Source organism: Empedobacter sp. 225-1 (assembly GCF_030328185.1).
GTDB classification, from domain to species: domain Bacteria; phylum Bacteroidota; class Bacteroidia; order Flavobacteriales; family Weeksellaceae; genus Empedobacter; species Empedobacter stercoris.
Map to the genome: position 1 here is coordinate 38,394 of NZ_JACALO010000016.1, position 26,248 is coordinate 64,641.

Here is a 26,248-nt window from a genome sequence, read left to right on the forward strand (position 1 = left end):
AGTTTATAAATACAGAAAATAAATTGGTACCTTCGCTTACAAATTTTAAAAATGAGCGAAAGAATAATTGGAATAATGGGTGCTATACCTCAAGAAATAAATGGTGTAGTTAACTTATTATCAAATAAAGAGGAACACGAAATTGGTCAAAGACATTATTATACAGGTGAATTAAATAATCAAAAAGTTGTTGTAGTTTATTCACGAGTTGGTAAAGTTGCAGCAGCTACAACAGTTTCTACCTTAATATTAGAGTTTAAAATTACAGAATTAATTTTTACAGGTGTTGCAGGAGGAATCCATTCTAACGTAAAAATAGGCGATATCGTATTGGGGCAAAGTTTAATTCAACATGACATGAATGCCTCTCCTTTGTTTCCTACTTTTGAAATTCCAATGTTAGGAAAAGCTTATTTCGAAGCCAATCCTTTTCAATTAGAAATAGCAACAACCGCTATATTAGATTTATTAAAAGAACAGCATCTTCACAATGTTATTTCCGAAAAAGATTTGAATAAATTTAATATTCACGAACCTCAGTTACATGTTGGTTTAATAGGATCAGGAGATTTATTTTTCTCGACAACTGCAAAAAAAGAAAAACTTCAACAAAATTTACCCGAAATTCTTTGTGTCGAAATGGAAGGAGCAGCGGTAGCGCAAGTTTGTTATGAATTTGGAATTCCTTTTATCATTATTAGAACAATATCAGACGATGCAGATGATCATTCGACAATGGATTTTAATAGTTTTATAGAGAAAGTTTCGAATGTTTATTCGATCGAAATTATAAAGAATATCATCAAGTAAAAAGTCCTTTTTTTAAAGGGCTCTTTTTGATGCACACATTAATAAAAAAATCATCAATTATTTGATGATTTTGTATTCCAATAATTAAATGGAGTGTGGGGAGAGCAGGATTCGAACCTGCGAAGGTGAAACCAACGGATTTACAGTCCGTCCTCGTTGGCCGCTTGAGTATCTCCCCGCCTAATAATAAAGTATTCTTCAAAAAAGAAGAGCCGATAGAGGGACTCGAACCCACGACCTGCTGATTACAAATCAGCTGCTCTAGCCAGCTGAGCTACATCGGCGATTGTTATTTTTGTTTTAAAAGTAAAATATAAACTTTTTTGGAGCCGATAGAGGGACTCGAACCCACGACCTGCTGATTACAAATCAGCTGCTCTAGCCAGCTGAGCTACATCGGCAATTTTGTGGGGAGAGCAGGATTCGAACCTGCGAAGGTGAAACCAACGGATTTACAGTCCGTCCTCGTTGGCCGCTTGAGTATCTCCCCAACCTATATTTTTGCTGAGCCGATAGAGGGACTCGAACCCACGACCTGCTGATTACAAATCAGCTGCTCTAGCCAGCTGAGCTACATCGGCAAAAATATTTGTTATTTGAATATTTCAAATCGAAAACAAGAATTTAATTTCTCAAGAGAAGTGTTGTTCCTTTTTCGTGGTGCAATATTAGGGCAGTTTTTCGAAACTCGCAAATGTTTTTTCAAAAAAAAGAAGAAGTTTTTGATAAATCTTAACTTCAATTTTGATAATCAGAATTTTAGAATTTAAAAAAAATAAACTTTTTTTTTTATAAAAGTAAAAAAGATAATATTCTATTTACATTAGAGTACTTATTTTTGTAGTCAATTCATCATTAATGCATCTTATCATACAAATTTTGCAACTTTTCGGAGCAATTGCGTTGTTCATTTTTGCGATAAAATTATTGAGCGAAAATTTACAGGCCTTATCTGGATCGAATTTTAAACGTACATTAAACAAACTAACCAAAAACAATTTTTCTACAATTGTTACAGGAACTCTTTTTACAACTGCCATACAATCTTCGTCAGCTGCAAGTGTATTTATATTAGGTTTTGTAAACGCAGGTTTGATTAATTTGCGAAAAGCATTTGGATTGATATTAGGTGCAAACATCGGAACAACGCTTACTTTGTGGTTGGTTTATTTTGGATTGAAATTCGATTTAATACAAATTGCCTTGCCTCTGGTATTAATTGCCTTTCCTTTTTATCTATCGAAAAAACGAAATCAACGAAAAATTGGAGGAATTCTGTTTTCACTTTCTCTATTATTTCTATCGTTGTATTTCTTAAAAACATTCTTGCCTTCTATAGAAAGTCATCAAAAATTACAAGAATTTTTACAAGATTTAGCGAACTATGGAATTTTAACAAATTTATTATTCATCTTTTTTGGTGTTTTACTGACCGTTTTGGTTCATTTCTCTTCGGCTTCTATTACAATTGCGATTCTATTAGCAAGTAAAGGTTTACCTATCGAATTAGCAGCAATGATAGTTTTAGGAGCAAATATAGGGACGACTTTTACGGCTCACTTAGTAGCTGCAATCGGTGATAAATACACAAAAGTAGTAGCTGCATTCCATACATTATTTAATATCCTGGTTGCAATTATTTTTATGTTACTTGCAAGTTTCTTATTGAAATTTATAGGTTCGACGATTTCGACAAATATTGCCGTACAACTTATTACTTTTGATACAATTAGTAATTTGGTTGGGGTTGTTTTTCTTACTCCTTTCATTAATAAATTGGCTTTTTATTGTCAGAAAAAATATTTTTCGATCAAGCAAACTGATAATAAATTAGAATTTTATGCCATTCCATTTGGTACAAATTCTGATCTCTATAAAAACGAAGCAAACAAGAAATTGTTAAAACTTGCTTCCACAACTAAACAAACGATTTATACGCTTGGACGAATGATTACGGAAAGTGATGAAGAAAAGATTTTGGTTTTTCGCGAACGTATTTTAGAACTTGAAAAAGAAGGCGATCAGTTGGAACGTGAGGTAAATGAATTTTTAAATGAAATTGCTGATTTAGATTTACCAAACGAAAATACCATTGCTATTCATCAGTTGATAACGCTTTGTCATCATTTGGAAAGTGTGGGTGATATTGCGATTAAAATATCATCTATTCACCGTCGTCGTCGTATGACCAATAGTTATTTCACCCCAAAAATGAGATCTTATTTGGTCGATTTTCAAGATAATTTGGATCAAACGACTCGAATTTTAAATCAAAACCTGAACGAAACACAAGAAGAAGTTTCGATTAAACAAGCCGAATTTATTGAAAAAACAATTAATGCTATTTACAAAGAAGCAGAAACAAATCTGATGAAAACGATCGAAAAAGAAAAGTTAATGACTACAAGTGCGCTTTTCTACAAAGATTTGATTCAGTATTACGAAATTCTTGGCGATCATCTTTATAAAGCGAATACAACAATTGTTAAGCTAAAAAATCAGTAGAAATTTGTAAGTTTGAGTTAAAGTATAACTAATGATTTTTGAATATCAAACCAAAAAAACTTTCGATGAAATAATTGAAAGTTTAAATCAATTTAAAAAATTACAAAACGATAATTTATTTGTATTTATTGAAGAATTTGATTTTCAGAATATAGAATTTGATTCGAATAAAATTATAGTTAATAGAAATAATATCTCACCCTACTCTTTCTTAAATGGTAAAGGTGCAATAGAATATACTTTTCAAAATAAAAATATTATTGAGATAACTTTACAACCTAATAAACTATTTGAAAAGGGAAGAAAATTTAATATTATCGTAAGTATTATTTTCCTTATCATTATAAATCTTTATTCAAGTTATCTTTACAAAGAAATCAAGTATACATTTATAATACTTTCAGTAATAATCATTTTATTACAATTTCTGTTTTTTAAAATTTTAGATCAATTAAATCTCTATTTTTTAAAAATTTATGCAATCAGATTCTATAGAAACTTAGAAAAACAATAGAATTCATAATAAATTCGCACACTTCTTCTCTATTTTGTAATTTTGCAAAATGTTTGATTCAAAGCAAATTTTTAGTATTCAATCCGAAGAAGATTTCCAAAACGTTGCATTGGAAGTTTTCCGTTATCAAGCGCAAGAAAATAAAGTGTACAATAACTTCTTAAACTTCTTGAATGTTGATTATTCTACTGTAAAACACACCAACGAAATTCCTTTTTTACCGATTCAATTTTTTAAGAAATATAATCTTATTTCTGGAAATCGTGCCGTTGAAAAGGTTTTCACAAGTTCAGGAACCACAGGAATGTCAACAAGCAAACATTTGGTGACCGATTTGGCATTGTATCATTACAATTTAGAAAAATGTTTTGAACAGTTTTATGGACCACTTTCTGATTATACAATATTTGCACTTTTACCTTCGTATTTAGAACGTACAGGCTCTTCGTTGATAGATATGGTGGAATATTGGATTGAAAAATCTGGTAGCGATAAAAGCGGATTTTATTTGTATAATCACGATGAATTGTATGAAAATCTTATCGCACACGAGAAAACAGGTAAAAAAGCTATTTTGATTGGTGTTTCGTTCGCCTTGTTAGATTTTGTAGAAAATTATAAAATGAAATTGAAACATACCATCGTGATGGAAACTGGCGGAATGAAAGGTCGTAAAAAAGAAATTACACGCGAAGAATTACATACAATCTTAAAAGATGGTTTTGGAACTAATGAAATTCATTCGGAATATGGAATGACTGAATTGCTTTCGCAAGGGTATTCTCGTGGAGATTTAACGTTTAAATCGCCCAATTGGATGCGAATAATGATTCGCGAAACTGAAGATCCATTAAGCTATGTTGAACAAGGAAAAACTGGTGGCGTAAATGTGATAGATTTAGCCAATTACAATTCGATTAGTTTTATTGCGACTGATGATTTGGGAAAAAAAGTAGCCACAAATCAATTTGAAATTTTAGGACGTTTTGACCATTCTGATGTAAGAGGTTGCAATTTGATGGTGATAGAATCATAAAAAAACGCACTAAAATTTAGTGCGTTTTTTTATTTTTTATTCATTAAAATGACAATATCTTTATTCCTTTCCGCTATTTTAGTTAAAAATTCCGAATATTCTTTTAGTTCCTTACTGCTTATAATTGATTGATTAATCAATAGAATATAGGTAATTACAAACTCATTATTCACAACTTCTATCTGTTGTTTGTATTGTAATTTATTTCCAATGGCTTTAATTTCGTGATTAAATTTATCATATTTTAAAACAAAATCTTTTGGAATTTTAGATTTTAATTGAACAACTTTTTGAAACGGAAAATCTAATTCAACTTGGTATTTTCTTTCTTTTTCAATATTTAAAAAATTAAGCGCATCATTAAACGGAAATTCAAATCCAAAATAGTTGACCATTTTTCCTTTATTCACAAAAATTTTATTTATCGAGCTGTAATTACCTTGATTATTCAAATCCTCTGAAGAATATGTTAGCTCATTGAACATTGGAAAATCATAATTCTTTTGATTTTCTTTGTTAAAATAACCTTTGAATTTATTTAAAGATTTCATTTTAACCTCATCTCCTTTAAACTCTAATTCATTTATCAAATAACTTTCAGATAAGGGAGGTTGAATATTTAGAAATTCATTTGTACTGGTTTCAAGCTTCAAAACAAGTTGATTATAATATTCTGAATATGGAAAAACGACTTTTTCTTTGTAATTATCATCCGTTATTTTCAATATATTTTCATCAAAAAGATAAACTTGATTATCTACAATTGTCATTGTTTGAATATTAGAAATTCTCGAAACAATAGGAAAATCCATAATTAACCTTCCTCTGTTTCTAAAGCTATTAATAACCAAATGCGATTCTAAACCTTTTGATTTCAATAATCGATTAACGAGAACAACGAAATCCAAATTACTTCCAGTTTTAGTTCCTAATAAACCAGTTTTAAAATTCGACATTTTGTCCACATAATTCGTTTCTATAAGCTTAAAATTCTGCTTAACGTAATCCATTACATTTTTATACGTTTCTAATTGCGAATTTCCATTATTAATTTTAATAGCGATTTCATTAAAGTCAACATTTCTTGTATTCGTTGCTATATTTTTAGCAAAAACTGATCGTAATGAAAGCCAGTTCGAAGAAGAAAAAATCGTTCCATGCCAATCTTGTTCAGCTGAATATTGAAAACCGATTGTTTCTTTAAAATCATTAACATTGTATATTTTATCAAACTTTTTTACACTTGCTACATTCTCTATTTCCCATGATTTATTCCCTTTTCGGTTCCCATATTTTTCATTCAACTTTTGCCCAATTAAAAAAAATCTATTATCAAAATCTGTGTGTATCCGAACATCTAATTTTGATTTCAATATTGGATAATCGTTTTGGAAATTCCATGGCGTTGCATATAGATTAGCTGTACGGGTTACTTCAGTTTCATACTCTATAATTGATCCTACTTTTACATTTGGAATCGCATAAATCAGTTGAATTGTATTTTCATCATTTGTTTCTTGTATAATATCTTTCTGATCCAACTTTGACACTACAACCTCACCTCCTATTTTATTATAAACCTGTACTTTATTTATTTTTACACGATTATATTTGTTCGTTGGATTAAAGCTGAATTTTAACACATTTCCTTCAATAGCATCTTGTTTTAAAATCTTTTTACGAACATGTTGTTTGAGAACATATCCATAATTTTTTAATTGCAATTCTCCATATTCTGAAAGGGTCACTGCAGATGCATCTTGTTCAAACGGAACAATGTTATAATTATATTCTTCTTCTGATATTTTGCCAAATTCTAATTTAGTTGATTGAGAAAAAGCAAATTGACAAAGCAAAAAACTTAAAACAAAATAAATTTTATTATTCATACATCGTGTTAATTGATTAAATATACAAAAAATAGCACTGAAATCTCAGTGCTATTTAGTTAGTTCTTTTTCATTAAAATTTCTTTTAGAGATGCTGTTTTTACTTTCTCAAAAAATTGTTTTAACTCGTTGTATTTTTCTGCTTCGTATACGCCTTCTGGTAACAAAAATTGAATGGCTATAATCAACTGTCCGTCTTTTATTTTTGCCTCTTGATAATATTCTAAATTAAGTTCTATTTTATGATGAGTTTTGTAATTTTCATCAATCACAACTTCGTAACCTGCTGGTATTTTAGACTTAACCTGGATGTTAAATAAATACGGGTAATTAAATTCTATTTTGCGTTGACGATTTGTATCTTCAAAAGTATATTGTTTCAAAAACTCGCGCAAAGGATTAATAAATGTGTAAAATGCAGCATTTGGAGTTTTAGTTTTAGATTTATATGATTTGACATAAGAATCGGTCTCAAAAATCAATTTATCACTTGATTCTTCATCCAAACGCATTTCTAAAGATTCTGTTACAAATCGATTCAATACATTCTTTTCTTCTGCATTTTCATCATAAAAATATCCATTAAATTTATCTTTTCTATACAAAACTAAATTTCCATTGTTCAAGAAATCATATTTTATCGAAGATTCGTAATAAGACAATTTCTGATTTAATTTCACAAATGAAGGCTCACCTTTTTTAATTACAACACCATGATAATTAAACACATCTAATGGACCAAATTCGATTTGCTCTTTATTTAATTTTGAAGCATCTAAAATAACATTTGCAGTTCCATTATTCAATTTCACAACTGTCACAACAGAATTAAATTGATTAACAAATGGATAAGAAAATAAAATTTGTCCATGATGACGAGAACTGAACAAAACCAATGATGTTTCGAAACCTTTTGCCGTTAAAATTTCGTTTAATAATAAATTCATATCCGCGGTAGAACCTGCTTTCTCCTTCAATAATGTTCTATTGGAACGAGATGGAATTATTCCATAAAATCTGTTCCATTTTACATTAGCATCAATATATTCGATCACATTTCGCAAAGTTTCGACTTCATCTTTTCCATTAGGAATTTTTTGGGCAATTTCTCTAATTGCAGATGGATTTCTGTAGTTTTCGTACTGTGAATTAATATCTTGAATCAAGTCTTGCCAAGCATTCAATGTTGTTTTTTTAGCTCCATCTGTATGATAATTATCTGCCTGAAGTTTAATACGTTCACTTTGATCCTCAGGATTATAAACGTATTTTAATTGATTATAACTCTGAATATTATTCAAACTCCATTCAGATGAACTTGATTTATTTTTATATTTTTCATTTAAAGCATCTCCAATTGTAATAATTGAATAAGCGCTATAAGCTTTATTAATCAATCTGAATTTACTTGAAAGTGTAGGAATATCATGTTGGAAATTCCATGCGTCGATAGAAAAATTATGTTCGCTTCCTTTTACATAAGTGTACTCGATAATAGAACCAACTTTTACATTTGGAAACGTAAATCGTTTTGCAGAATACAATTCATTCAAAGAAATGTCAAAAATTTCTTTCTCATCAATTGGTATTACCTGCTCTATTCCATTTGAGATATTTATAGTATTTCCTTTGATTCCTGTAATAGATTCTTGTTTATTTTTACTATAATAATTCAATTGTATATTGGCTTGATCAACGCCTTTTTCGGTAAGGATTTTTATTCTACGCTTTACAGTCAAATAATAATTAGATTGTATCAAATCCATTTTTCCTTCTTCGGAAAGGATAACAGCATCTGCATCTTTTTCGAACGGTGCCTGATTAAACGCTATTTCTTGCTGAGAAATTTTTCCTAATTTGAACTCTTTATTTTGAGCGTTAGAAAAGATTGTAAGTAGTAGAAAAAATAAAGTAAATATAATTTTCATGAGGATTATTTAAGATTACAAAAATACATTTTACAACATATTATATGGTTTAATTTCTTTAAAATTTTTAACAACTTTACACTAAATCATTAAAAGCTTTCTCCAACGTAGGAAATTGAAATGTAAACCCTGTTTCTTCTATTTTGTTTGCATCAATTCGCGAACCTTTTAAAACCAAATCACTCATTTCTCCTAATGTTAATCTCATCACAAAACCTGGAATATTTGGAAGAAAAAATGGTTTATTTAGTTTTTTAGCTAACGTACGATTGAAAGTTGAATGATCGCTATTTTCTGGTGCAGATGCATTAAAACTTCCTTTTATATTTTCATTCTCTACTGCTTGAGCATAAATCTGCAACAAATCTTCGATATGTATCCAAGGCATCCATTGCTTTCCATCACCAAGATTAGCGCCTACACCTAATTGAATTGGTTTTTTCAATAGTTTGAAACCTTCTCCATTTTTTGCCAAAACCAAAGCTGTTCTTAAACAAACCACTCTCGCTCCTATTTCCTCAAATTGGTAAGCCGCATTTTCCCATGCTACACAAACTTTTGCTAAAAAATCGGTATTTGGTTCATCTGATTCTTTAAAAATTTTGTCTGAAGTAATTTGTCCATAATAAGCACTTCCTGAAGCTGAAATGAAAAATTTTAGATTAACATCAAGTTTATTCACATACTCAAAAAGTAAATTTGCTGTATCAACTCTACTTGATAAAATTTCTTCTTTATACCTTTTTGTCCACCTTTTAGCGATTAAACATCCAGCCAAATGAATAATTCCGTCTAAATTATCAAAAACCTTTTCATCAATTTTATTTTTATCCCAATGATAAAAAGGATACTCAACATTTTTCTCTCTTGTTAAAATCCGTACTTGATGTCCTTTCTCAATTAAAATTTTCGCTAATTCTGAACCAATTAAACCACTTCCACCAGTTAAGAGAATATTCATACTATTTTTTTTCCTAATTTAGCTCATTCCAAAATATAAACCAATGTTCAAAGGTCGATTTCCTTACCTCAAAAAAATGGGTGCGGATGAAGAAAAGAAATTGAAACAAAAAATCTTCGATATAATTTTTGAAGCCGATACACCTTATGGTAAACTTTTCGACATTTCGTTATTATTTTTAATCTTAACGAGTGTTGGATTGGTAATGTTAGAATCTATTCCAGCTATTAATGCAAGACATCATACGGTTTTAATTACACTCGAATGGATTTTAACTTGTTTATTTACACTTGAATATTTGTTGCGAATTTATTGCGTAAAAAATCGTTGGCGATACATTTTTAGTTTTTATGGAGTCATTGATTTATTATCAATTTTACCATTTTATCTGGGATTATTCCTACCAACAAGCAAATATTTGGCGAGTATCCGAATTTTACGTTTACTACGTATTTTCAGAATTTTTAATCTAACTCGATTTACTCGAGGAAGAAATGTATTGGTTCTTGGTTTAAAAGAAAGTAAAGATAAAATCATCGTTTTTTTATCTTTTGTCCTTTTAATAGTTGTGGTTATTGGTTCAATTATGTATATGGTTGAGCATGATCATCCCGAATCTGGTTTTACAAGTATTCCGATTAGTATTTATTGGGCAATCGTCACCTTAACAACAGTTGGTTATGGCGATATTTCTCCAGTTACTGGATTAGGTCAATTTTTAGCTTCTGTTGTTATGATTATAGGTTATGGTGTTATTGCTGTTCCTACAAGTATCGTGACAATGGAAATGAACAAAGCATCAAAAACCAAAGACGATATTCCCAATAATACGGAGCGTTGTAGAAATTGTGGAGATGATTATCATCTTGATGGATCGGTCTATTGCAAAACGTGCGGACACAAATTAAATGAGCATTAAGATTTATCCAAATTAATAAAACGATTACTGTCGATATGATGGATATCTTCATAGTTTTTGGTATAATTAATCGACATATTCAATTCGTAACCAACTAACATCAAAATCACATTGATGTAAACAAAAATCATCATAATCATTACTAATCCAAGTGATCCATAAAGCAAATCAATATTGGTAAAATAACTTAAGTACGAATTAAAACCTATTACAGTTAACAAGAACAAGACTGATGTTAACAATGCACCTGGCAATACTGTACTTCTTGACTTTTTATGGTTTGGACCAAAATAGTACAACATACACATCGAGACAAAATAGAAAATAAATACGGAAAAATAATTGATAAGATAAGAAAACTGACCAAGTTTACTCAAAAAAGAAACGTTTGTTAAATACTTCCAAATAATAGATGTTGAGTAAGATAAAAAAACTTGTAAGACTATAAATACAGTAAAAAACAATGTCAATATAATCGAAATCACTCTCGATTTTGAATTTTTTCGTTTGACATAGACATCTTGATACGATACATTAAATCCATTAATAATTCCTTGTATTCCGTTAGATGACATAAAAATTGTAATCAAAATCAACAGATAATTTACTTTTCGTTTGCCTTGTAAAGCTGTCGTTTTATCGATATACGAAATCACTTCATTACTCACGTGTTTGGGTAAAATTTGCGGTAAAAATTGTGTAAAAAGTAATTCTTTTATATCGCCATAATAAGTCAAATGAGGTAAAACACTAAACAAAAAAAGTAGAAATGGAAACATACTAAAAAATAAGATCCACGAAACGGCTGCCGAACGCAACGGAAAATTCCCTTTCATGACGCGAATCCAAAAAACTCTCAAGAAATCATATACCGTGATGTCTGTATTTTTGTTCATCAATTTTGTTTTCGACCAATCTCGAAAATAATTTATTCCTGTATATGTTTTAAAATCTTGTAGAATGCGCATATTTTTGTCTCAATAAATAATTTTGAATGAATATTACGACCATTTGTATCGGTAAAACAGACGAAAAAGCCATCGAAATGCTATTACAAAAGTATGAAAATCGATTGCCTTCGCATATTAATTATCAAAGAATTGAAATTCCTGACATCAAAAATCGTAAAAATTTGTCCGAAATTCAACAAAAACAAAAAGAAGCTGAACAAATTTTGAGCAAAATAGTAAATACAGACTTTGTTATTATTTTAGATGAAAAAGGAAAACAACCAACTTCGAAGCAATTTGCAGATAATATTCAAAATTATATGAATCAAGCGGTCAAAAATTTAGTCTTTGTGATTGGTGGTCCTTATGGTTTCGATGAATCTGTTTACAACCGTGGAAACAAGAAAATGTCTTTATCCAATATGACATTTACGCATCAAATGGTTCGCCTATTTTTAACAGAACAAATTTATCGCGGATTTAGTATCTTGCAAGGTAAACCTTATCACCATGAATAAGACATCTCCTTTTGAAGAAATAGTTCAAAAAAATGAAAACAAATTGAGTTTTGGAATCGGAAAAGCAATTTTATATAGTGCCGTCGCAGTAATTATAATGCAATTTGCTGGCGGAATTATCTCTATTCCTGCAATCTTTTACCAACCACTTAATCACGTTCTTTTACCATTAGGCTTTTTGGCTGGAACAGTATCTGCAATTGTTATTTTATTGATGCTAACGCAAACAAAGTTTACGACAATTTTACAAGCGATTAAACATCCTTTTACCGCCATTCAACTTATTCTCTCTATTGCTTGTTGGCTATTTCTTTTGCCTTTGGCAGAAGTTTTTACAAGTTTAATTCCTACAACTGGTCCTTTAGAAGATATTTATAAAATCTTTCAAAGTTCTTTCGAAATGATGTTAGATTATAAAATCGCAGGATTTATTATGGTATGTCTTTTTGCACCAATTTTCGAAGAAATTATTTTTAGAGGAATTATTCTGAAAGGAATGCTAAATTATAAGGTCAATGCAACAATTGCAATTTTAATAAACGGTTTTGTCTTTGGAATGGCTCATATGAATCCATGGCAATTTATTGGTGCAGGGCTTTTAGGAATCATTTTTGGCATTGTTTACCATCGTACAAAATCATTGTTTTTACCCATTCTATTGCATTTCCTAAATAATACTCTTTCCTATTCGTTGATGCTGATACAAGGCGATATGGAAGGCGAAGTTTTTGCGCATAGAGATTATTTATTAATTGGTGGAATGACACTGATTGGAATTTTATCGGTGTTTTTATTAATGAAACAAACAGAACAAAAAACAATATAAAATGGAATTAATTTTTGCCACACATAACAACAATAAAGTAAAAGAAGTTACTAAAATGTTACCCTCTTACTTGTCGATGAAATCTTTGACAGCGATTGATTTCTTTGAAGAAATCGAAGAAACAGGGAAAACTTTCGAAGAAAATGCCTTGCTAAAAGCTAAAACTATCTTTAATAAAACAGGAAAAAATGTTTTTGCAGATGATTCAGGATTGGTTATCGAGGCTTTGGACGGAGCACCTGGAGTTTATTCAGCTCGATATGCTGGAACTGGAAAAGATGAAGATAATATTGCAAAAGCTTTGAAAGAATTAGATGGAAAAACAAACCGAAAAGCTTACTTTATTTCTATTTTCTGTTTAATTTTGAATGGAAAGGAATATTTTTTCGAAGGTCGTGTAAATGGAACAATTGCAACCGAAATTATGGGTAACAATGGTTTTGGTTACGATCCTATTTTTATTCCAGATGGTTTTTCAAAATCATTTGCTCAAATGACTCCTGAAGAAAAAAACGCAATTAGTCATAGAGGAAAAGCCATCGAAAAATTAAACGATTTTTTAACTAATCTAAACGTAAATTGAGTTTACAACTAACTATATTAGGATTTAATTCGGCGTTACCAACTGCTTATACGCATCCTACCGCTCAATTATTAAATATTGCAGAACGCTATTTTTTAATTGATTGTGGAGAAGGAACTCAAGTTCAGTTGCGAAAAGCAAAAGCTAAATTTAACCGAATTAATCACATTTTTATATCGCATTTGCATGGCGATCACGTTTTTGGTTTGATCGGATTAATTTCTACACTTCAATTACTTGGTCGCGATATGCCCTTGCATATTCATGGTCCAAAAGGAATCGAAGAATTTATTACCACACAATTACGCTTAACAGAGTCTAACAATTCATTCGAAATTATTTTTAATGAATTACATACAAAAGAATCTGTTTTAGTATTTGAAGATGATAAAGTCGAAGTTTTTTCAATTCCGCTTAATCACCGTGTTTACACGAATGGATATCTTTTTCGAGAAAAGCCAAAACCTCGAAAATTGAATATGGATACCATTGAAGAATTTTCAGAAATCGAGATTTGTGATTATCAAAATTTAAAAAATGGTAGGGATTTTACGTTAGAATCTGGAGAAATCATTCCGAATGATTATTTAACGTTCGATGCGCAAAAATCGTTGAGTTATGCCTTTTGTTCTGATACTAAATATAAGCCTGATATTGTTCCTATTATCAAAGAAGTAGACTTGTTGTATCATGAATCAACTTTCTTACACGAATTGAAAGATTTGGCTATCTATACAGGACATACAACGGCAAAAGAAGCTGGAATGATTGCGAAACAAGCCAATGTAAAAAAATTAATTTTAGGCCATTTTTCTAATCGCTACCATGATTATAAACCTTTGTTAATCGAAGCACAACAAGAGTTTCCAAACACAGTTTTACCCGAATTATTGAAAACCATCAAAATCGATAGTTAATAAAATAAAAAGTCCTCAATAAAATAACTATTGAGGACTTTCTTTATGAAATAACTTCTATTAAACTACCTTTTTCTTCATCTTTTGTAATTTGTAAAGCGACTGGAATTCGATCTTTCAACTCATCAACATGTGAAATAATTCCAACAATTCTGTTTTCTTTTTGCAGACTCATCAACGTTTCAAACACAATATTTACAGCGTCTGCATCTTGTGTTCCAAAACCCTCGTCAATAAAAAAGAAATTCTTATCTGACTTCGCATTCGTTTGTACACTTTCTGCCAAAGCCAAAGCCAAACTCAATGAAACTTGAAAAGATTGTCCTCCAGAGAGTGTTTTCACACTTCTCGAACGACCTTCATTCAAATAATCTATAATCTCAAAATCATTGTTGTCATTCATCTGTAAACTCAATTGATTTTTGGTCATTCGATGAAAACGAACATTTGCATTATCACACAGTTGTTTCAAATAAATTGACGATACATATTGTACAAAACCCGCAGAATTAAACAAATTTCGCATCGTTTGTAAATTTGTAGCACGCTTCTGCAACTTCTCTAATTCGATTAATAAATCTTTCTTTTCGGCATAGGATTTTGTCAATCGTTCAATTTCAGTTTTGGTTTTAGTTACAATTTCAGCAGTTTCCTTCAACTGTTTTGTAATTAAATTTAACTGTTCTTCTTGCGTTTTAAATACCATTTCATCAAAAGAAACTTCAGCTAATTTTTGTTCTAATTCTTGGATAGAACTTCTTAATGTTTCAAATAAAATCCTAAAATCTTCTAATTCTTTACGGATTTGAACCACATTCAACTGTTGATTTAAAACTTGCTTAACAACTTCTATCGATTGAAGCTGATGAACTTCTAACGCTTTATCAATTTGATGTTGATGTTGTTTTAATTCTTCATTCAATTCAATAATCTGTTTATCAATCAATTCAATTGATGTTTTTTGAGAAACTAATTTTAGATTTAAAGTGTTTAAATTTTCTGTAAATTGCTGATAATCATGTTCAACTTTAATGTTCTTAGATTTTAAATCAATTAAATCTTGTTGAACAGTTTCATTAGATTGTTGTTGAAAATCATCAAATTTCAAAACTTTTAAATTCAGTTTATTTTGTTTTATTTGAGAAGCTTTTTCTGCTTCCTCTACTCTAAATTTTTCTAAAAACTGTTTATATTTCGTCAAATTCTGACGTTCTTTCTCCAAAGATTCACGAAGTTTATCAAGTTCATTATTTTTATCTGTAATGGTTTGTTCCAACAAAATAGCAGCTTTCTTTTTTTCTTCAAAAGAGGTTCTATTTTTTGGATCAAAATCTTTCCAATTAAACAAATTCAAATGTTTTTCTTGTTGAATTTTCAACTCATTCAAAACCTGATTTTCTTGCGCTATTTGCTTTTCAATAAACTGTTTTTGATCTACAATTTTCTGAACTTCATTTTGCTTTTTTTGCAATGCTTTCACCTCATCATCCAACTGCGACAACTTGGTATTAACCGCACTTAATTTTGAAGTTACATCATCAACCTCAACTATATTTGGATGTTCCAAAGCTCCACATAACGGACAAGCTTCACCATCATGCAAATTATGGGCATAATGAGCCAATTTCTGCTGAACTTCTATGTCATTTTTCTGTTTTTCTAATGATTTTTTGGTTAATTCTAATTGATCAAAAGTGGAATTAAACCAATTTTCGGACGTAGAAATATCTATATTTTGTTCTTTTAACTGAAATTCGAAACTATTAATTTGTTGATGCTGACTTTCAATTTTTAAGTGTTGTTTTTCTATTGATTGATCTAAATTTTGGTGATGAACAAACCAATTTTCTACTTCTATCAATGTTTTCGAATCAATTTTTTTTGCCGAAAATGTTTTTAATTCTTTTTCGGATAGTTTGATTGATTCTTCTATTTTTTGCTCTCTTTGCTGAACTTCTTCAACTTCTTTTAAACCTTTTGCAGTTCGTTCTTTTAGTTTTTCAATTTCCTGAGAAAAAGCCAAAATCTGAACAATTAGTTCTAAATCCGATTCCTCTTTTCGCTTTGTTGGCAAAGCTTCGTAATTCGATTTAATTAAATCAAGTTGAGTTGAAACTTCTTTGATTTGATTTTCGATTAAAGCCAATTGTTTTTGTTGCGCTTCGACAGAATTCGACTTTTCTACAAGTTGTTTTTCAACTTGATTTTGACGTTCTAAAACTTGATGAAAAGCATTAAAAATCAATTCAAAATGATCCATTTCAACTTTACGTTGATCCATTTCAACTTTTTGAGCAGTAACTTTTTCGAAATCAATTTTCTTTTGTTTCAAATTCTCAAAATCTAATTTCAATACTTTCAGACGTTGAAACGATTCATTGATATGATGATACTCTTCCTGAACTTGATTGTTTAAATTCGTTTGTTCGATTAAATTTTGTTCAAGTTCTTTTATTTTTTCTTCTGAAATTTCCTCAAAACCTGATAATTTTCCTTCTAATTGATTGAGATTCGTTAAATTTTTGGCATTTAATGTCGAAACTTTGTCCTGTAAATCATAACGATGAAGACCAAAAATTTCTTTCATCATTTGAGTACGATCTTTTGCGCCCAATTCGATAAATTCCTTGAATTGTCCTTGCGGAATAATAATTGTACGTTTAAAATTTTCGTAACTCAAACCAATTATTTCTTCAGCTTTCGAATGGTTTAGAGGAATCCATTCTCCCTCTTTATGTTCGTAAAAAACAACTGTCGGTGATTTAACATCTTCAAAACGTTTGGAATTTCGTTTGAATTCTCTTGTTGCTCTGAATAATTTTTGTTCGAAATTATAGAAATCAAACTCGATATAAGCCAAGTTCGATTTCAGGTTCATCATATTGTATGCGCGTTTATCTTTAGAGTTTAAACGTTCTGTTTCGCCATACAACACATACATAATCGCCTCTAAAATAGACGATTTTCCAGAACCTACATTCCCGAATATTCCGAATAATCCTGCTTCAGTCAAATTAGAAAAATCAATCGTTTGACGTTCTTGATAGGAATAAAGTCCTTCTATGGTTAATTTTACTGGAATCATTTTTTATGTTTAAGATTGAGATTAAGGATAAGATTTCTTGATATCATAATATAGCTTCAGCAAATTCAATTTAACTATTCAAAATTTCATTAAACAAGTCTTTCATTTCGTCGTTTGGTTCTTGGTTGCCATTCTTCGATTTAAAATAATCAACAAACAATTCTTTTATATCTTTTGTTTGATCTGCAAATTTATATTCAACCGTTTCTATGGCTTGATTTTTTACTTTTGGAATCAAATGAATAATTCCACTATGGGATTGATAAATCAATTTTCGGTCTTCTGCTTTCAGAAACGTATCACTTTCTAAGGTTAATTCAACCAACGCATTTTGATGATTGTTTAACCATTCAACCGCATTATTTACCTCATCAAACGTTTTACGAATAAGCGGTTTTCCGTTTTTTAATTCAATTTGATGATACGAAACATTTTCATTTGGTTGTGCTTCGATAATCGAAACATATTTCGTTTGTCCAGCTTCCGAAAAACTATAGCACAATGGCGAAGAACTGTAAATGACAGGTTTTTCTCGTGTTCCGATATTCTTAAAACCGTGCAAATGCCCCAAAGCTGTATATTGAATTTGAGGTGGAATTGCTTCAGAAAAAATCATATCAGCATTACCAATTTTAATTGGTTTTTCACCTTCAGGTTCCTCTAAAATTTCAGCACCTCTTTGGTTCATATACAAATGCGCCATCAATAAATTGACTCCATTTTTATCGCAATGATTATCTGCAATCGTTTTCCAATTAATTGCTAAAATTTCATTTAATGCATCTTCTTTGTTTTCACCCAAATATTGTTTCAGACGAATTTCATTCGCATAAGGTGTATGTAAAATTCGAACAGGAAAATCATAATTATTTAATTTCAATTCAATCATTCCTTCGATAGATTTAGAAATTTTAAAATCATTTAGTTCAAATTCCTGAACTTTCGCGTTGGGATGACCTATCAAAATAATTCCACATTCGCGTGCCAAAGGATCTGGAGCGTCTATTAAATTTGGCGAATCGTGATTTCCAGAAATCGCTACAACAGGACGTTTTCCATTATTCGAAAGTCGTTTTAACGTTTTATAAAATAATTCTACAGCTTCTACACTTGGATTAAAATTATCGAATAAATCACCTGCAATTAAGACAAGATCTACCTGTTCTTGCTCTGCAATTTCGACAATCTCATTCATCACTAAAATTTGTTCTTCTAAACGTGAAAAACTATCTAATTTTTTACCCAAATGCCAATCGGCTGTATGTAAAATTCTCATCATTATTCTTCCTTTTCTGGTTTCGTTTTATCGTTAAATTGTTGATTAATTTCTTTTAGTCGAGCTTTACGTTCAGCTTCGGCATCTTGTACTTTTCGTTTTTTTTGGTATAATTTTTTTTTATGTGCTTTTTTATTGGCATCTGTATTTCGACTCATATTATTTTGTTCTAAAATTATACTTTATCTACGACAAAATATGTCGCAAAGTTAATTGAAATCTGAAAGAATTGTCAATCATTTATTCAATTAAGTTAGAATTATTAACTTGGTTGGAAAGTAATCGAATTTATTAATTTTAAAACATTTAGTAATGGGAAAAGGCGATAAAAAATCGAGAAGAGGAAAAATTGTAAATGGCTCTTATGGTGTAAAACGTCCGAGACATAAGTATTCTTATGAGGAAGATATAGTTGAAGAAAAAACTACCCAAAAAGCTAAAAAGTAATTTTTGAAGCTGAAAATCAATCATGATTTTCAGCTTTTTTTATGGGATAATTCGATTTCAGAATTCATATAATTTATAGAATATATTGAGGTAAACTTCTTTTTTAAATGATTATGTTTTAGCTTTGAAGCCTTATAATTGGTAGGTTTAGGTAGTATGAGACATAATGATTTGGAAATTAACCGTTTGATTGAACGATTGGAATCTTTAGGAATTTTGGTCGAAAAAGTTGAGAGTTCTGGTTTTGGTAGTATGTTGAATTTTGAGATGACGTATCAACTTCCAAATGAAGATATTTCACAGAGCATTCACTTCAGAAGATATGATATTCAAGATGTTTTTTTACATTTTAAGAATACTGCTAACCAAAAAGGAAAATTACTTTTTGTTGATTTATAAAAAAAACCACTCAAAAATTGAGTGGTTTTAAAAATACTTTATTTTAAAATATATTATAACCTAATACAAATGAAATCGTAGAATATTTTGTGTTCCAATATACGTAATCAAATATATTTCTCTCAGTTAAAATTCTTAATTCAATATTAAATTTACTATTATAATCATAACCTAAACCAAAAGCAAAGTTTCTTCTTGAATTAACTTCCATTTCTCTATATGTTTTTCCTCCTCTACTAAATTGAACAGACGAGTTAAAATCAAAATTAAACATGTATTGAGCATTCGCAAAAATTTTAGATTTTTCATTAATGAAAAAATAATGTCTAAAACCAACTGGAAGTTCTACAACTTGGTATTTCACAAATACTTTATCCTCTTGACTGTTTATATTATCTATTTTACTTTTATAAGATTGAAATGACGGTTCTATAATTACACTCCATTTTTTCTTATTAAATGGTAAAATAAATTCGGCTTCTATACCAATACCAGCTCCTAGTTTGTTCTCGAAATTAAATGCTTCATAGTTATCTTTCAAACTTAATTTTGAACTATTTAAACGAGGTCTAACCCATAGATTAAAATCTACTTTTTTAGATTTAGAATCTGAATTATATACAATATCAGAACCTTTACATTGATTAATTTCTGTAAATAATTTTACTAATTCAGTTTCTCTATAATTCACTTTTTTTATTCTATCATTAGAAATTGTTTCACACTTGAAGCTCTGTGCAATCTGTCCTTTATAACTTCTATTATAAGCAAATTGATTTGTTGTAACTTCATATTTCTTATATATTAATTGTTCAATTTCACCATTGTTTTTTTTATAAAAGAATCTTTTCAAATTATAATCTACATAATCGTATAAAGAAGCTTCTCCTTCTATCAAAACTTTTAGAAACAATGTTTCTTCCTTAAATTCAGGCTCTTGAATAGAACTAATTTTAGCTAAATCTTCTGAAGACCTATCAATCTTAACATCTACTCTTACATATTTTGATTGATTATCAACGCCAAATTCTTTTATTTGATTTATCGTTGCAATCTCAATTTTAGAAGTTTCATCATTTTTATATTCTATTGATTTTGGATTATTTAACCAATCAATATTTTTAATTAATACATCTTGTCTTTGATTATTATTATCAATAATATAACCTTGTTCAAAACGAATTTGGGCATGAATACTTATAGTGAATAAGAATATGAAAATTGTCTTTAGTAATTTCATAAATAATTATTTAGTGTTAATGTTACGAATATAAACAAAAAAAACCACTCAAAATTGAGTGGTTTCAAAAATACTATATTGTAAATTATATCTGTTGATACATAAAGTTTTCACCAAGATAAACACGACGAACATCTTCGTCATTTGCTAATTCTTCTGGCGAACCTTCTTTTAGGATTTTACCTTCGAACATGATATAGGTTTTATCAGTAATTGCTAATGTTTGCGAGACATTGTGGTCAGTAATTAAAATTCCAATATTCTTTTCTTTCAATGAACGGACAATCTTCTGAATATCCTCTACTGCAATAGGGTCAACTCCAGCAAAAGGTTCATCTAACAAGATAAAATTTGGTTCTGTCGCCAAACAACGTGCAATTTCGCAACGACGACGCTCACCTCCAGAAAGTAAATCTCCACGGTTTTTACGCACGTGTTCTAACGAAAACTCTTCAATCAGCGCATCGGTACGCATTTGTTGTTCTTTTTTCGAATGTTTAGTGAATTGTAAAACGGATTTGATGTTGTCTTCTACAGAAAGTTTGCGAAAAACAGATGCTTCTTGCGCTAAATATCCAATTCCTTTCTGTGCACGTCTGTACATTGCATCGCTTGTAATATCTTGTTTATCTAAAAAAACTTTTCCTTGCGTGGCTTTTACCAAACCAACAATCATATAAAAAGAAGTGGTCTTACCAGCACCATTTGGTCCTAATAATCCAATAATTTCTCCTTGTTCTACTTGAAAAGACACATTTTTCACAACGTGTTTTTTACCGTAATCTTTTACTAAATTCTGACCTTTTAATACAATTCCCATATCGCTTCAAAGATAGGATTTTTGTTATTTAATCGAGTTAATAATATCATATTTTGTAATGATATGATATTTCCCATTTTCTAATTCTATTAAAACCGCTTGATTATCCTTAGTAATTAACTTCGAAACTTCTTCGATAGATGTTCCAGCTTTTACAATAGGGTAAGGTTCTCCCATGATTTCGTGAATAGGTTTTTCAGCAACATTTCTGTCTTCTAAAAATGCTTGAAACAAATCTGATTCGTCCAAAGATCCAACAATTCCATTCACATCCATTACAGGAATTTGAGAAATTTTGAAACGACGCATACGATCAATTGCATGAGATGCCAATTCTTCTGTACGAACTGTTACCAATGGTTTATCGACATGTTCTTTAATTAAATCTACAGCAGTTTTAATCTCTTCGTCCAAATATCCTCTATCACGCATCCAATCATCATTAAAGATTTTTCCAACATAACGAGAACCTGAATCATGGAATAATACAACAACAACGTCATCTGGTCCGAATTCGTCTTTCATTTGTAACAATCCTTTAATTGCAGACCCCGAAGACATTCCGACAAACAAACCTTCTTCTAAAGCTAAACGACGCGTATAAACCGCCGCATCTTTATCTGTCACTTTTGTAAATCCATCAATAATATCAAAATCAACATTTTCTGGTAAAATATCTTCACCAATTCCTTCTGTTACATAAGAATACACTTCATTTTCATCGAAAACTCCAGTTTCTTTGTATTTTTTGAAAACTGACCCATAGGTATCAACTCCCCAAATTTTGATGTTTGGATTTTTTTCTTTTAAATATTTTCCTACTCCAGAAATAGTTCCTCCAGTTCCTACTCCTACAATAAAATGCGTAACCTTTCCTTCTGTTTGTTCCCAAATTTCTGGTCCAGTTTGCTCATAATTTGCTTGTGTATTCGATGGATTATCGTACTGATTGACATACCAACCATTTGGTGTTTCTTTTGCCAAACGCTTCGAAACAGAATAATAAGAACGTGGATCATCTGGCTCGACATCCGTAGGACAAACCACAACTTTTGCACCAACAGCGCGCAAAATATCCATTTTCTCTTTTGATTGTTTGTCTGTAATCACACAAATTAATTTATAACCTTTGATTACTGCAGCCAATGCCAATCCCATTCCAGTATTACCAGAAGTTCCTTCGATAATAGTTCCTCCAGGAACCAAACGACCGTCTTTCTCTGCATCTTCTACCATTTTCAATGCCATACGATCTTTACATGAATGACCTGGATTGAAATATTCAACCTTTGCTAAAACAGTACATGGTAAATCTTTTGTTATCTTATTAATTTTAACCAAAGGCGTGTTTCCTATGGTTTCTAAAATATTATTTGCGTATTTCATTTTTTTCTGATTTTAAAATTAAATGGTTAATTTTTATCTAAAATTAATTGCTTTAGCCGGAGTAATTTTAGATATCATGTACGAAGGCAAAAGTAATACAATTGCACAAACTAATAAAGCTCCAGCATTTAATAATATAATTGTTCCAAAATCTAAATAGACTGGAGCAGTCGATAAATAATAATTTTCTGCAGGAAGTTGGATGATTTCGAAATGTTTTTGAGCTAACAACAAACCAAGCCCTATTACATTACCAGCAATCAATCCAGGTAACATAATAAATAAGGCGTAATTGATGAATAACTTTCGGATACGCCAATTAGTTGCTCCAAATGCTTTTAAAATTCCTATCGAATGTGTTCGTTCTAATATTAAAATCAATAAAACCATCACCATATTGATGACAACAACAAAAAGCATAATAAAGACAATAATGACAATATTCTTATCAAAAATGGTGATCCAATCGTTAATCTGAGCAAAAGAAGCAGTTGCCGATTCTGCATACAAGTTATATGGTATTTTCGCTTGAACTAATTTTGCAACAGGATCAATATTTTCTACATCGTTCACAAATAACTCAAAACCACCAACAGTTGCCGAATCCCAACGATTCAGGCGCTGTACATGCTTGATATCTCCAAACATGATTTGATCATCAAAATTTTTGATATCTGTTTTAAACAATCCAGAAATGGTAAATCGACGATAAATTGGTTTTGTATCTTCTTGAATGAAATACATCACAAACGAACTGTCAATATCCAATTTCATTTCATCTGCAATCTTTTCTGATAATAAAACCTCATCCATAATCGAATCTTTATTGATTCGAGGAAAGTATCCTTTTACCAAAAATTTTTCGAACCGAACCGAATCAAAGTCTGTTCCAACTCCCTTAAAAACAACTCCACTAAAGTTTTCTTTGGTGCGAATCACACCACTTTTATTCGCAATTGCTTGTACATGTTCAATCGCTGGAATAGATTTGAAGGTTGGATAAAAAGTTTGGTTAATCGTTAACGAATCCGAATTTAACGAGGTATTGCTATTGTAATTTCTAATGGTAATATGCCCATTAAAATCAGCCAACTTTTCTTTAATTGCCTTCCTTGCACCAACACCAGTGGAAATCGTCACCAAAGAAACGATTAAACCTAATGCTACGGCAATTTGACCTACACGAATAATGATACTCGATAAGTTATTTTTAGTATTTTTACCAAGCGCAATTTTTTTTGAAAACCACCAAGAAAAACTCAAATTATATATTTTTTTAAGATTAAAACTAACTTTAGGCTTTATCTTTCGCCTAAATTCAAATGATGAAAAACGAAATGAAAAACTTTGTCAAATATACATCAATTGCTTTACTTCTAAGTATTCCTTTTTTTAGTATTGCTCAAACTTTAAATCAAACAAATTCTACTTCTACAAATGAAATAAATGGTTTAGAAATTGGTTTGGGTGCAGAAAATGTGATGCAATATTTACCACTATTAAAAGATAAAAAAGTTGGAGTTGTATCTAATCAAACTGGAATTCTTAGAAAAATTTTAAAGAAAAAACCTTCTGATTATGATTATAAAAATACAATTCATATTGTTGATTTTTTAATTGATAATGGAATAAATGTTACTAAAATATATTCTCCAGAACATGGCTTTCGTGGAGATGCAGATGCTGGTGCTAAAATAAAATCTGGTGTTGATGCGAAAACAGGTTTACCAATTGTTTCACTTTATGGTGACAATAAAAAACCGAAAGCTAATCAAATTGCAGATGTAGATGTATTGGTTTTTGACATGCAAGATGTAGGAGCACGTTTTTACACCTATATTTCGACTTTACATTATGTAATGGAAGCTGCGGCTGAAAATGGTAAAAAAATAATTGTATTGGATAGACCAAATCCAAATGCACATTATGTAGACGGACCTGTAATGAAAAATGAGTATAAATCGTTTGTTGGGATGCACAATGTTCCGATTGTTTATGGAATGACCATTGGTGAATATGCGCAAATGATTAACGGTGAAGGTTGGTTAGCGAATGGCGTAAAAGCAAATTTAGAAATCGTTCCATTGCTTAATTACACACATCAATCTACTTATCATTTACCCGTAAAACCTTCTCCAAATTTACCAAATGTACATGCAATTAATTTGTATCCGAGTACTTGTTTATTTGAAGGCACAAATGTAAATGAAGGACGAGGTACAACTTTTCAGTTTCAGGTTTATGGTTCTCCTTTTTTGAAAAATATGCCGTTTCAATATACACCTGTTTCTAAACCTGGCGCAACAAGTCCAAAATTTAAAGATCAAGTGTGTTATGGTGAAGATTTATCTGATGTATCGTATCAATCATCTATTAATTTGAAATGGTTAATTAATGCGTATAAAAACAATACAAAACAACCTTTTTGGACGATGAATGGAAAAAAATTATGGATCGATCAACTTTCTGGAACAGATGAATTGCGTAAACAAATAGAAGCTGGCCTATCGGAAGAAGAAATAAAAGCAACTTGGCAAAAAGATTTGGAAGCATTCAAAAAAATAAGATCAAAATATTTGATTTACAAAGATTAAGCAATGTACAGAAATACAAATTCCAACTCAGATAAAAGTTGGGATTTGTATTTAATTTTATGAATTTAAGATTTTTCACCTACAACTTCAGCAATTGCTATACCCATATTTCTCACTTTTTCGTAGAGTTTTGTTGAACCTTTTTCTAATTCAATTGTTACTCTACCTTCACGCGCTTTTATTTCCAACACATCGCTTTCTCGCCAAACATAATTTTTTCCTTCTATAATTGGTTTACCAAACGTTTTTTCTATTTCTTTAATTGCTTTTGCTGATTTTGATCTATCAAAAATTACAGAATAAGAATACACTTCATTACTATCACTTACACTTACCGAAACATTAGAATGCGTTGTTGAACTTGATGTTTTTGAACTGGCATAAGATGTAGCCGTTTGTCCATTAACTAAGCTTGTACAAAAAACTACAGCGATTAAAATTATCTTTTTCATGTTTTTTTTTTATAAAAGTCTAAAAAAGATTAATTTATATTGGTTAATGCACGGTTAACGAAGAGTTAATATAAAAAACTCCAAGCAAATTTTGGAGTTTCTATTTTAAGAATTGACTGTCCCGTCCTGAAATAGCGATACAAAAAAGAAATCGTTATTATGGAAGAAAGAAGCAATTATGTCAAACGTACTC

At 30.2% G+C, this 26,248-nt stretch carries 24 protein-coding genes and 5 tRNA genes; 12 read left to right on the plus strand and 17 right to left on the minus strand.

The genetic code is table 11. From position 1 onward, the window contains the following. Positions 1-51: 51 nt before the first annotated feature. Positions 52-810, plus strand: a complete 759-nt coding sequence (locus tag HX088_RS06480) for a 5'-methylthioadenosine/adenosylhomocysteine nucleosidase (RefSeq protein WP_286483712.1) — start codon at positions 52-54, stop codon at positions 808-810. Between the two features lie 96 nt (positions 811-906). Here HX088_RS06480 and HX088_RS06485 read toward each other — a convergent pair. The 5 genes from HX088_RS06485 to HX088_RS06505 all read right to left on the minus strand — a co-directional run bounded on the left by HX088_RS06485 (position 907) and on the right by HX088_RS06505 (position 1,391). Then, positions 907-988 (minus strand) — tRNA-Tyr (locus HX088_RS06485). A gap of 32 nt (positions 989-1,020) precedes the next feature. Beyond that, positions 1,021-1,094, minus strand: a tRNA-Thr gene (locus HX088_RS06490). Between the two features lie 40 nt (positions 1,095-1,134). Next, positions 1,135-1,211, minus strand: a tRNA-Thr gene (locus tag HX088_RS06495). A 7-nt stretch (positions 1,212-1,218) separates the two neighbouring features. Further along, positions 1,219-1,300 (minus strand) — tRNA-Tyr (locus HX088_RS06500). A gap of 17 nt (positions 1,301-1,317) precedes the next feature. Beyond that, a tRNA-Thr gene (locus HX088_RS06505) sits at positions 1,318-1,391 on the minus strand. A 277-nt stretch (positions 1,392-1,668) separates the two neighbouring features. Here HX088_RS06505 and HX088_RS06510 point away from each other — a divergent pair. Genes HX088_RS06510 through HX088_RS06520 form a run of 3 tightly spaced genes read left to right on the plus strand, consistent with a single transcriptional unit; the run spans position 1,669 to position 4,865 of the window. Further along, entirely contained in the window at positions 1,669-3,315 is a 1,647-nt protein-coding gene (locus tag HX088_RS06510) for a Na/Pi cotransporter family protein (protein ID WP_188319806.1), read from the plus strand. 31 nt (positions 3,316-3,346) lie between these two features. Then, positions 3,347-3,829 (plus strand): hypothetical protein, encoded by a 483-nt coding sequence (locus HX088_RS06515; RefSeq protein ID WP_284583386.1) that lies wholly within the window; start codon positions 3,347-3,349, stop codon positions 3,827-3,829. Between the two features lie 49 nt (positions 3,830-3,878). Further along, positions 3,879-4,865: a LuxE/PaaK family acyltransferase gene (locus HX088_RS06520; protein WP_284583385.1), complete on the plus strand. Its 987-nt coding sequence runs from the start codon at positions 3,879-3,881 to the stop codon at positions 4,863-4,865. A gap of 29 nt (positions 4,866-4,894) precedes the next feature. On the opposite strand, the gene HX088_RS06525 is transcribed toward HX088_RS06520, so the two are convergent. The 3 genes from HX088_RS06525 to HX088_RS06535 all read right to left on the minus strand — a co-directional run bounded on the left by HX088_RS06525 (position 4,895) and on the right by HX088_RS06535 (position 9,643). After that, positions 4,895-6,754 (minus strand): DUF3857 domain-containing protein, encoded by a 1,860-nt coding sequence (locus HX088_RS06525; protein WP_286483715.1) that lies wholly within the window; start codon positions 6,752-6,754, stop codon positions 4,895-4,897. A gap of 59 nt (positions 6,755-6,813) precedes the next feature. Next, positions 6,814-8,682 carry a DUF3857 domain-containing protein gene (locus HX088_RS06530; protein ID WP_284583383.1) on the minus strand — a complete coding sequence of 623 codons (1,869 nt, stop codon included), beginning with the start codon at positions 8,680-8,682 and terminating at the stop codon, positions 6,814-6,816. 76 nt (positions 8,683-8,758) lie between these two features. Continuing rightward, complete coding sequence (locus tag HX088_RS06535; RefSeq protein ID WP_286483717.1) at positions 8,759-9,643, minus strand: TIGR01777 family oxidoreductase; 885 nt, start codon at positions 9,641-9,643, stop codon at positions 8,759-8,761. Positions 9,644-9,686: 43 nt separating this feature from the next. Between HX088_RS06535 and HX088_RS06540 the strand changes: the two genes are divergently transcribed. Next, positions 9,687-10,562 (plus strand): ion transporter, encoded by an 876-nt coding sequence (locus HX088_RS06540; RefSeq protein ID WP_225542835.1) that lies wholly within the window; start codon positions 9,687-9,689, stop codon positions 10,560-10,562. On the opposite strand, the gene HX088_RS06545 is transcribed toward HX088_RS06540, so the two are convergent. Beyond that, positions 10,559-11,530, minus strand: coding sequence for a YihY/virulence factor BrkB family protein (locus tag HX088_RS06545; protein ID WP_225540153.1), 972 nt, complete (start codon positions 11,528-11,530; stop codon positions 10,559-10,561). The genes HX088_RS06540 and HX088_RS06545 overlap by 4 nt on opposite strands. Positions 11,531-11,556: 26 nt before the next feature. Here HX088_RS06545 and rlmH point away from each other — a divergent pair, with 26 nt between their 5' ends. The 4 genes from rlmH to HX088_RS06565 are packed head-to-tail and all read left to right on the plus strand — an operon-like array spanning position 11,557 to position 14,356. Next, positions 11,557-12,030, plus strand: a complete 474-nt coding sequence (gene rlmH, locus HX088_RS06550) for a 23S rRNA (pseudouridine(1915)-N(3))-methyltransferase RlmH (RefSeq protein WP_286483719.1) — start codon at positions 11,557-11,559, stop codon at positions 12,028-12,030. Beyond that, positions 12,023-12,856 carry a CPBP family intramembrane glutamic endopeptidase gene (locus HX088_RS06555; RefSeq protein ID WP_286483720.1) on the plus strand — a complete coding sequence of 278 codons (834 nt, stop codon included), beginning with the start codon at positions 12,023-12,025 and terminating at the stop codon, positions 12,854-12,856. Before rlmH ends, HX088_RS06555 begins: the two co-directional genes overlap by 8 nt. Before the next feature lies 1 nt (position 12,857). Next, entirely contained in the window at positions 12,858-13,439 is a 582-nt protein-coding gene (gene rdgB / locus HX088_RS06560; RefSeq protein ID WP_286483721.1) for an RdgB/HAM1 family non-canonical purine NTP pyrophosphatase, read from the plus strand. Further along, on the plus strand, positions 13,436-14,356 hold the full coding sequence (locus HX088_RS06565) for a ribonuclease Z (RefSeq protein WP_171623717.1): 921 nt from the start codon (positions 13,436-13,438) through the stop codon (positions 14,354-14,356). The genes rdgB and HX088_RS06565 overlap by 4 nt, the downstream gene beginning before the upstream one ends. A gap of 43 nt (positions 14,357-14,399) precedes the next feature. Here HX088_RS06565 and HX088_RS06570 read toward each other — a convergent pair whose 3' ends face one another. From HX088_RS06570 to HX088_RS06580, 3 genes are all read right to left on the minus strand, one after another. Beyond that, positions 14,400-17,441 carry an AAA family ATPase gene (locus tag HX088_RS06570; protein ID WP_286483722.1) on the minus strand — a complete coding sequence of 1,014 codons (3,042 nt, stop codon included), beginning with the start codon at positions 17,439-17,441 and terminating at the stop codon, positions 14,400-14,402. Positions 17,442-17,511: 70 nt separating this feature from the next. Then, positions 17,512-18,717: a metallophosphoesterase family protein gene (locus tag HX088_RS06575; RefSeq protein WP_286483726.1), complete on the minus strand. Its 1,206-nt coding sequence runs from the start codon at positions 18,715-18,717 to the stop codon at positions 17,512-17,514. A 2-nt stretch (positions 18,718-18,719) separates the two neighbouring features. Continuing rightward, on the minus strand, positions 18,720-18,875 hold the full coding sequence (locus HX088_RS06580; RefSeq protein ID WP_225540159.1) for a hypothetical protein: 156 nt from the start codon (positions 18,873-18,875) through the stop codon (positions 18,720-18,722). A 154-nt stretch (positions 18,876-19,029) separates the two neighbouring features. Between HX088_RS06580 and HX088_RS06585 the strand changes: the two genes are divergently transcribed. Then, positions 19,030-19,164 (plus strand): 30S ribosomal protein THX, encoded by a 135-nt coding sequence (locus HX088_RS06585; protein ID WP_171623714.1) that lies wholly within the window; start codon positions 19,030-19,032, stop codon positions 19,162-19,164. A 156-nt stretch (positions 19,165-19,320) separates the two neighbouring features. Further along, positions 19,321-19,563 carry a hypothetical protein gene (locus tag HX088_RS06590; protein ID WP_171623713.1) on the plus strand — a complete coding sequence of 81 codons (243 nt, stop codon included), beginning with the start codon at positions 19,321-19,323 and terminating at the stop codon, positions 19,561-19,563. Positions 19,564-19,606: 43 nt separating this feature from the next. On the opposite strand, the gene HX088_RS06595 is transcribed toward HX088_RS06590, so the two are convergent. The 4 genes from HX088_RS06595 to HX088_RS06610 form a co-directional block, all read right to left on the minus strand. Continuing rightward, complete coding sequence (locus tag HX088_RS06595; RefSeq protein WP_286483723.1) at positions 19,607-20,803, minus strand: porin family protein; 1,197 nt, start codon at positions 20,801-20,803, stop codon at positions 19,607-19,609. Between the two features lie 85 nt (positions 20,804-20,888). Then, positions 20,889-21,617, minus strand: coding sequence for an LPS export ABC transporter ATP-binding protein (lptB, locus tag HX088_RS06600; RefSeq protein WP_171623727.1), 729 nt, complete (start codon positions 21,615-21,617; stop codon positions 20,889-20,891). 30 nt (positions 21,618-21,647) lie between these two features. Then, positions 21,648-23,009, minus strand: coding sequence for a pyridoxal-phosphate dependent enzyme (locus HX088_RS06605; protein ID WP_225542844.1), 1,362 nt, complete (start codon positions 23,007-23,009; stop codon positions 21,648-21,650). A gap of 33 nt (positions 23,010-23,042) precedes the next feature. Then, positions 23,043-24,272, minus strand: a complete 1,230-nt coding sequence (locus HX088_RS06610) for an ABC transporter permease (protein ID WP_286483724.1) — start codon at positions 24,270-24,272, stop codon at positions 23,043-23,045. Between the two features lie 74 nt (positions 24,273-24,346). Here HX088_RS06610 and HX088_RS06615 point away from each other — a divergent pair, with 74 nt between their 5' ends. Then, positions 24,347-25,603 (plus strand): exo-beta-N-acetylmuramidase NamZ family protein, encoded by a 1,257-nt coding sequence (locus HX088_RS06615; protein ID WP_286483725.1) that lies wholly within the window; start codon positions 24,347-24,349, stop codon positions 25,601-25,603. Between the two features lie 65 nt (positions 25,604-25,668). Here the strand turns inward: HX088_RS06615 and HX088_RS06620 are convergent, their stop codons facing one another. Next, positions 25,669-26,055 carry a hypothetical protein gene (locus tag HX088_RS06620; protein WP_284583375.1) on the minus strand — a complete coding sequence of 129 codons (387 nt, stop codon included), beginning with the start codon at positions 26,053-26,055 and terminating at the stop codon, positions 25,669-25,671. Positions 26,056-26,248: the final 193 nt, after the last annotated feature.

Bases quoted from the DNA above. Each gene is read 5' to 3' on its own strand.
- HX088_RS06515 (WP_284583386.1), top strand. From the start codon at position 3,347: ATGATTTTTGAATATCAAACCAAAAAAACTTTCGATGAAATAATTGAA.
- HX088_RS06540 (WP_225542835.1), top strand. From the start codon at position 9,687: ATGTTCAAAGGTCGATTTCCTTACCTCAAAAAAATGGGTGCGGATGAA.
- HX088_RS06590 (WP_171623713.1), top strand. From the start codon at position 19,321: ATGAGACATAATGATTTGGAAATTAACCGTTTGATTGAACGATTGGAA.
- HX088_RS06480 (WP_286483712.1), top strand. From the start codon at position 52: ATGAGCGAAAGAATAATTGGAATAATGGGTGCTATACCTCAAGAAATA.
- HX088_RS06585 (WP_171623714.1), top strand. From the start codon at position 19,030: ATGGGAAAAGGCGATAAAAAATCGAGAAGAGGAAAAATTGTAAATGGC.
- HX088_RS06535 (WP_286483717.1), bottom strand. From the start codon at position 9,643: ATGAATATTCTCTTAACTGGTGGAAGTGGTTTAATTGGTTCAGAATTA.
- HX088_RS06575 (WP_286483726.1), bottom strand. From the start codon at position 18,717: ATGAGAATTTTACATACAGCCGATTGGCATTTGGGTAAAAAATTAGAT.
- HX088_RS06580 (WP_225540159.1), bottom strand. From the start codon at position 18,875: ATGAGTCGAAATACAGATGCCAATAAAAAAGCACATAAAAAAAAATTA.
- HX088_RS06530 (WP_284583383.1), bottom strand. From the start codon at position 8,682: ATGAAAATTATATTTACTTTATTTTTTCTACTACTTACAATCTTTTCT.
- HX088_RS06525 (WP_286483715.1), bottom strand. From the start codon at position 6,754: ATGAATAATAAAATTTATTTTGTTTTAAGTTTTTTGCTTTGTCAATTT.
- HX088_RS06545 (WP_225540153.1), bottom strand. From the start codon at position 11,530: ATGCGCATTCTACAAGATTTTAAAACATATACAGGAATAAATTATTTT.
- HX088_RS06615 (WP_286483725.1), top strand. From the start codon at position 24,347: ATGAAAAACTTTGTCAAATATACATCAATTGCTTTACTTCTAAGTATT.
- HX088_RS06510 (WP_188319806.1), top strand. From the start codon at position 1,669: ATGCATCTTATCATACAAATTTTGCAACTTTTCGGAGCAATTGCGTTG.
- rlmH (WP_286483719.1), top strand. From the start codon at position 11,557: ATGAATATTACGACCATTTGTATCGGTAAAACAGACGAAAAAGCCATC.
- HX088_RS06620 (WP_284583375.1), bottom strand. From the start codon at position 26,055: ATGAAAAAGATAATTTTAATCGCTGTAGTTTTTTGTACAAGCTTAGTT.
- HX088_RS06555 (WP_286483720.1), top strand. From the start codon at position 12,023: ATGAATAAGACATCTCCTTTTGAAGAAATAGTTCAAAAAAATGAAAAC.
- HX088_RS06520 (WP_284583385.1), top strand. From the start codon at position 3,879: ATGTTTGATTCAAAGCAAATTTTTAGTATTCAATCCGAAGAAGATTTC.
- HX088_RS06595 (WP_286483723.1), bottom strand. From the start codon at position 20,803: ATGAAATTACTAAAGACAATTTTCATATTCTTATTCACTATAAGTATT.
- HX088_RS06570 (WP_286483722.1), bottom strand. From the start codon at position 17,441: ATGATTCCAGTAAAATTAACCATAGAAGGACTTTATTCCTATCAAGAA.
- HX088_RS06605 (WP_225542844.1), bottom strand. From the start codon at position 23,009: ATGAAATACGCAAATAATATTTTAGAAACCATAGGAAACACGCCTTTG.
- rdgB (WP_286483721.1), top strand. From the start codon at position 12,858: ATGGAATTAATTTTTGCCACACATAACAACAATAAAGTAAAAGAAGTT.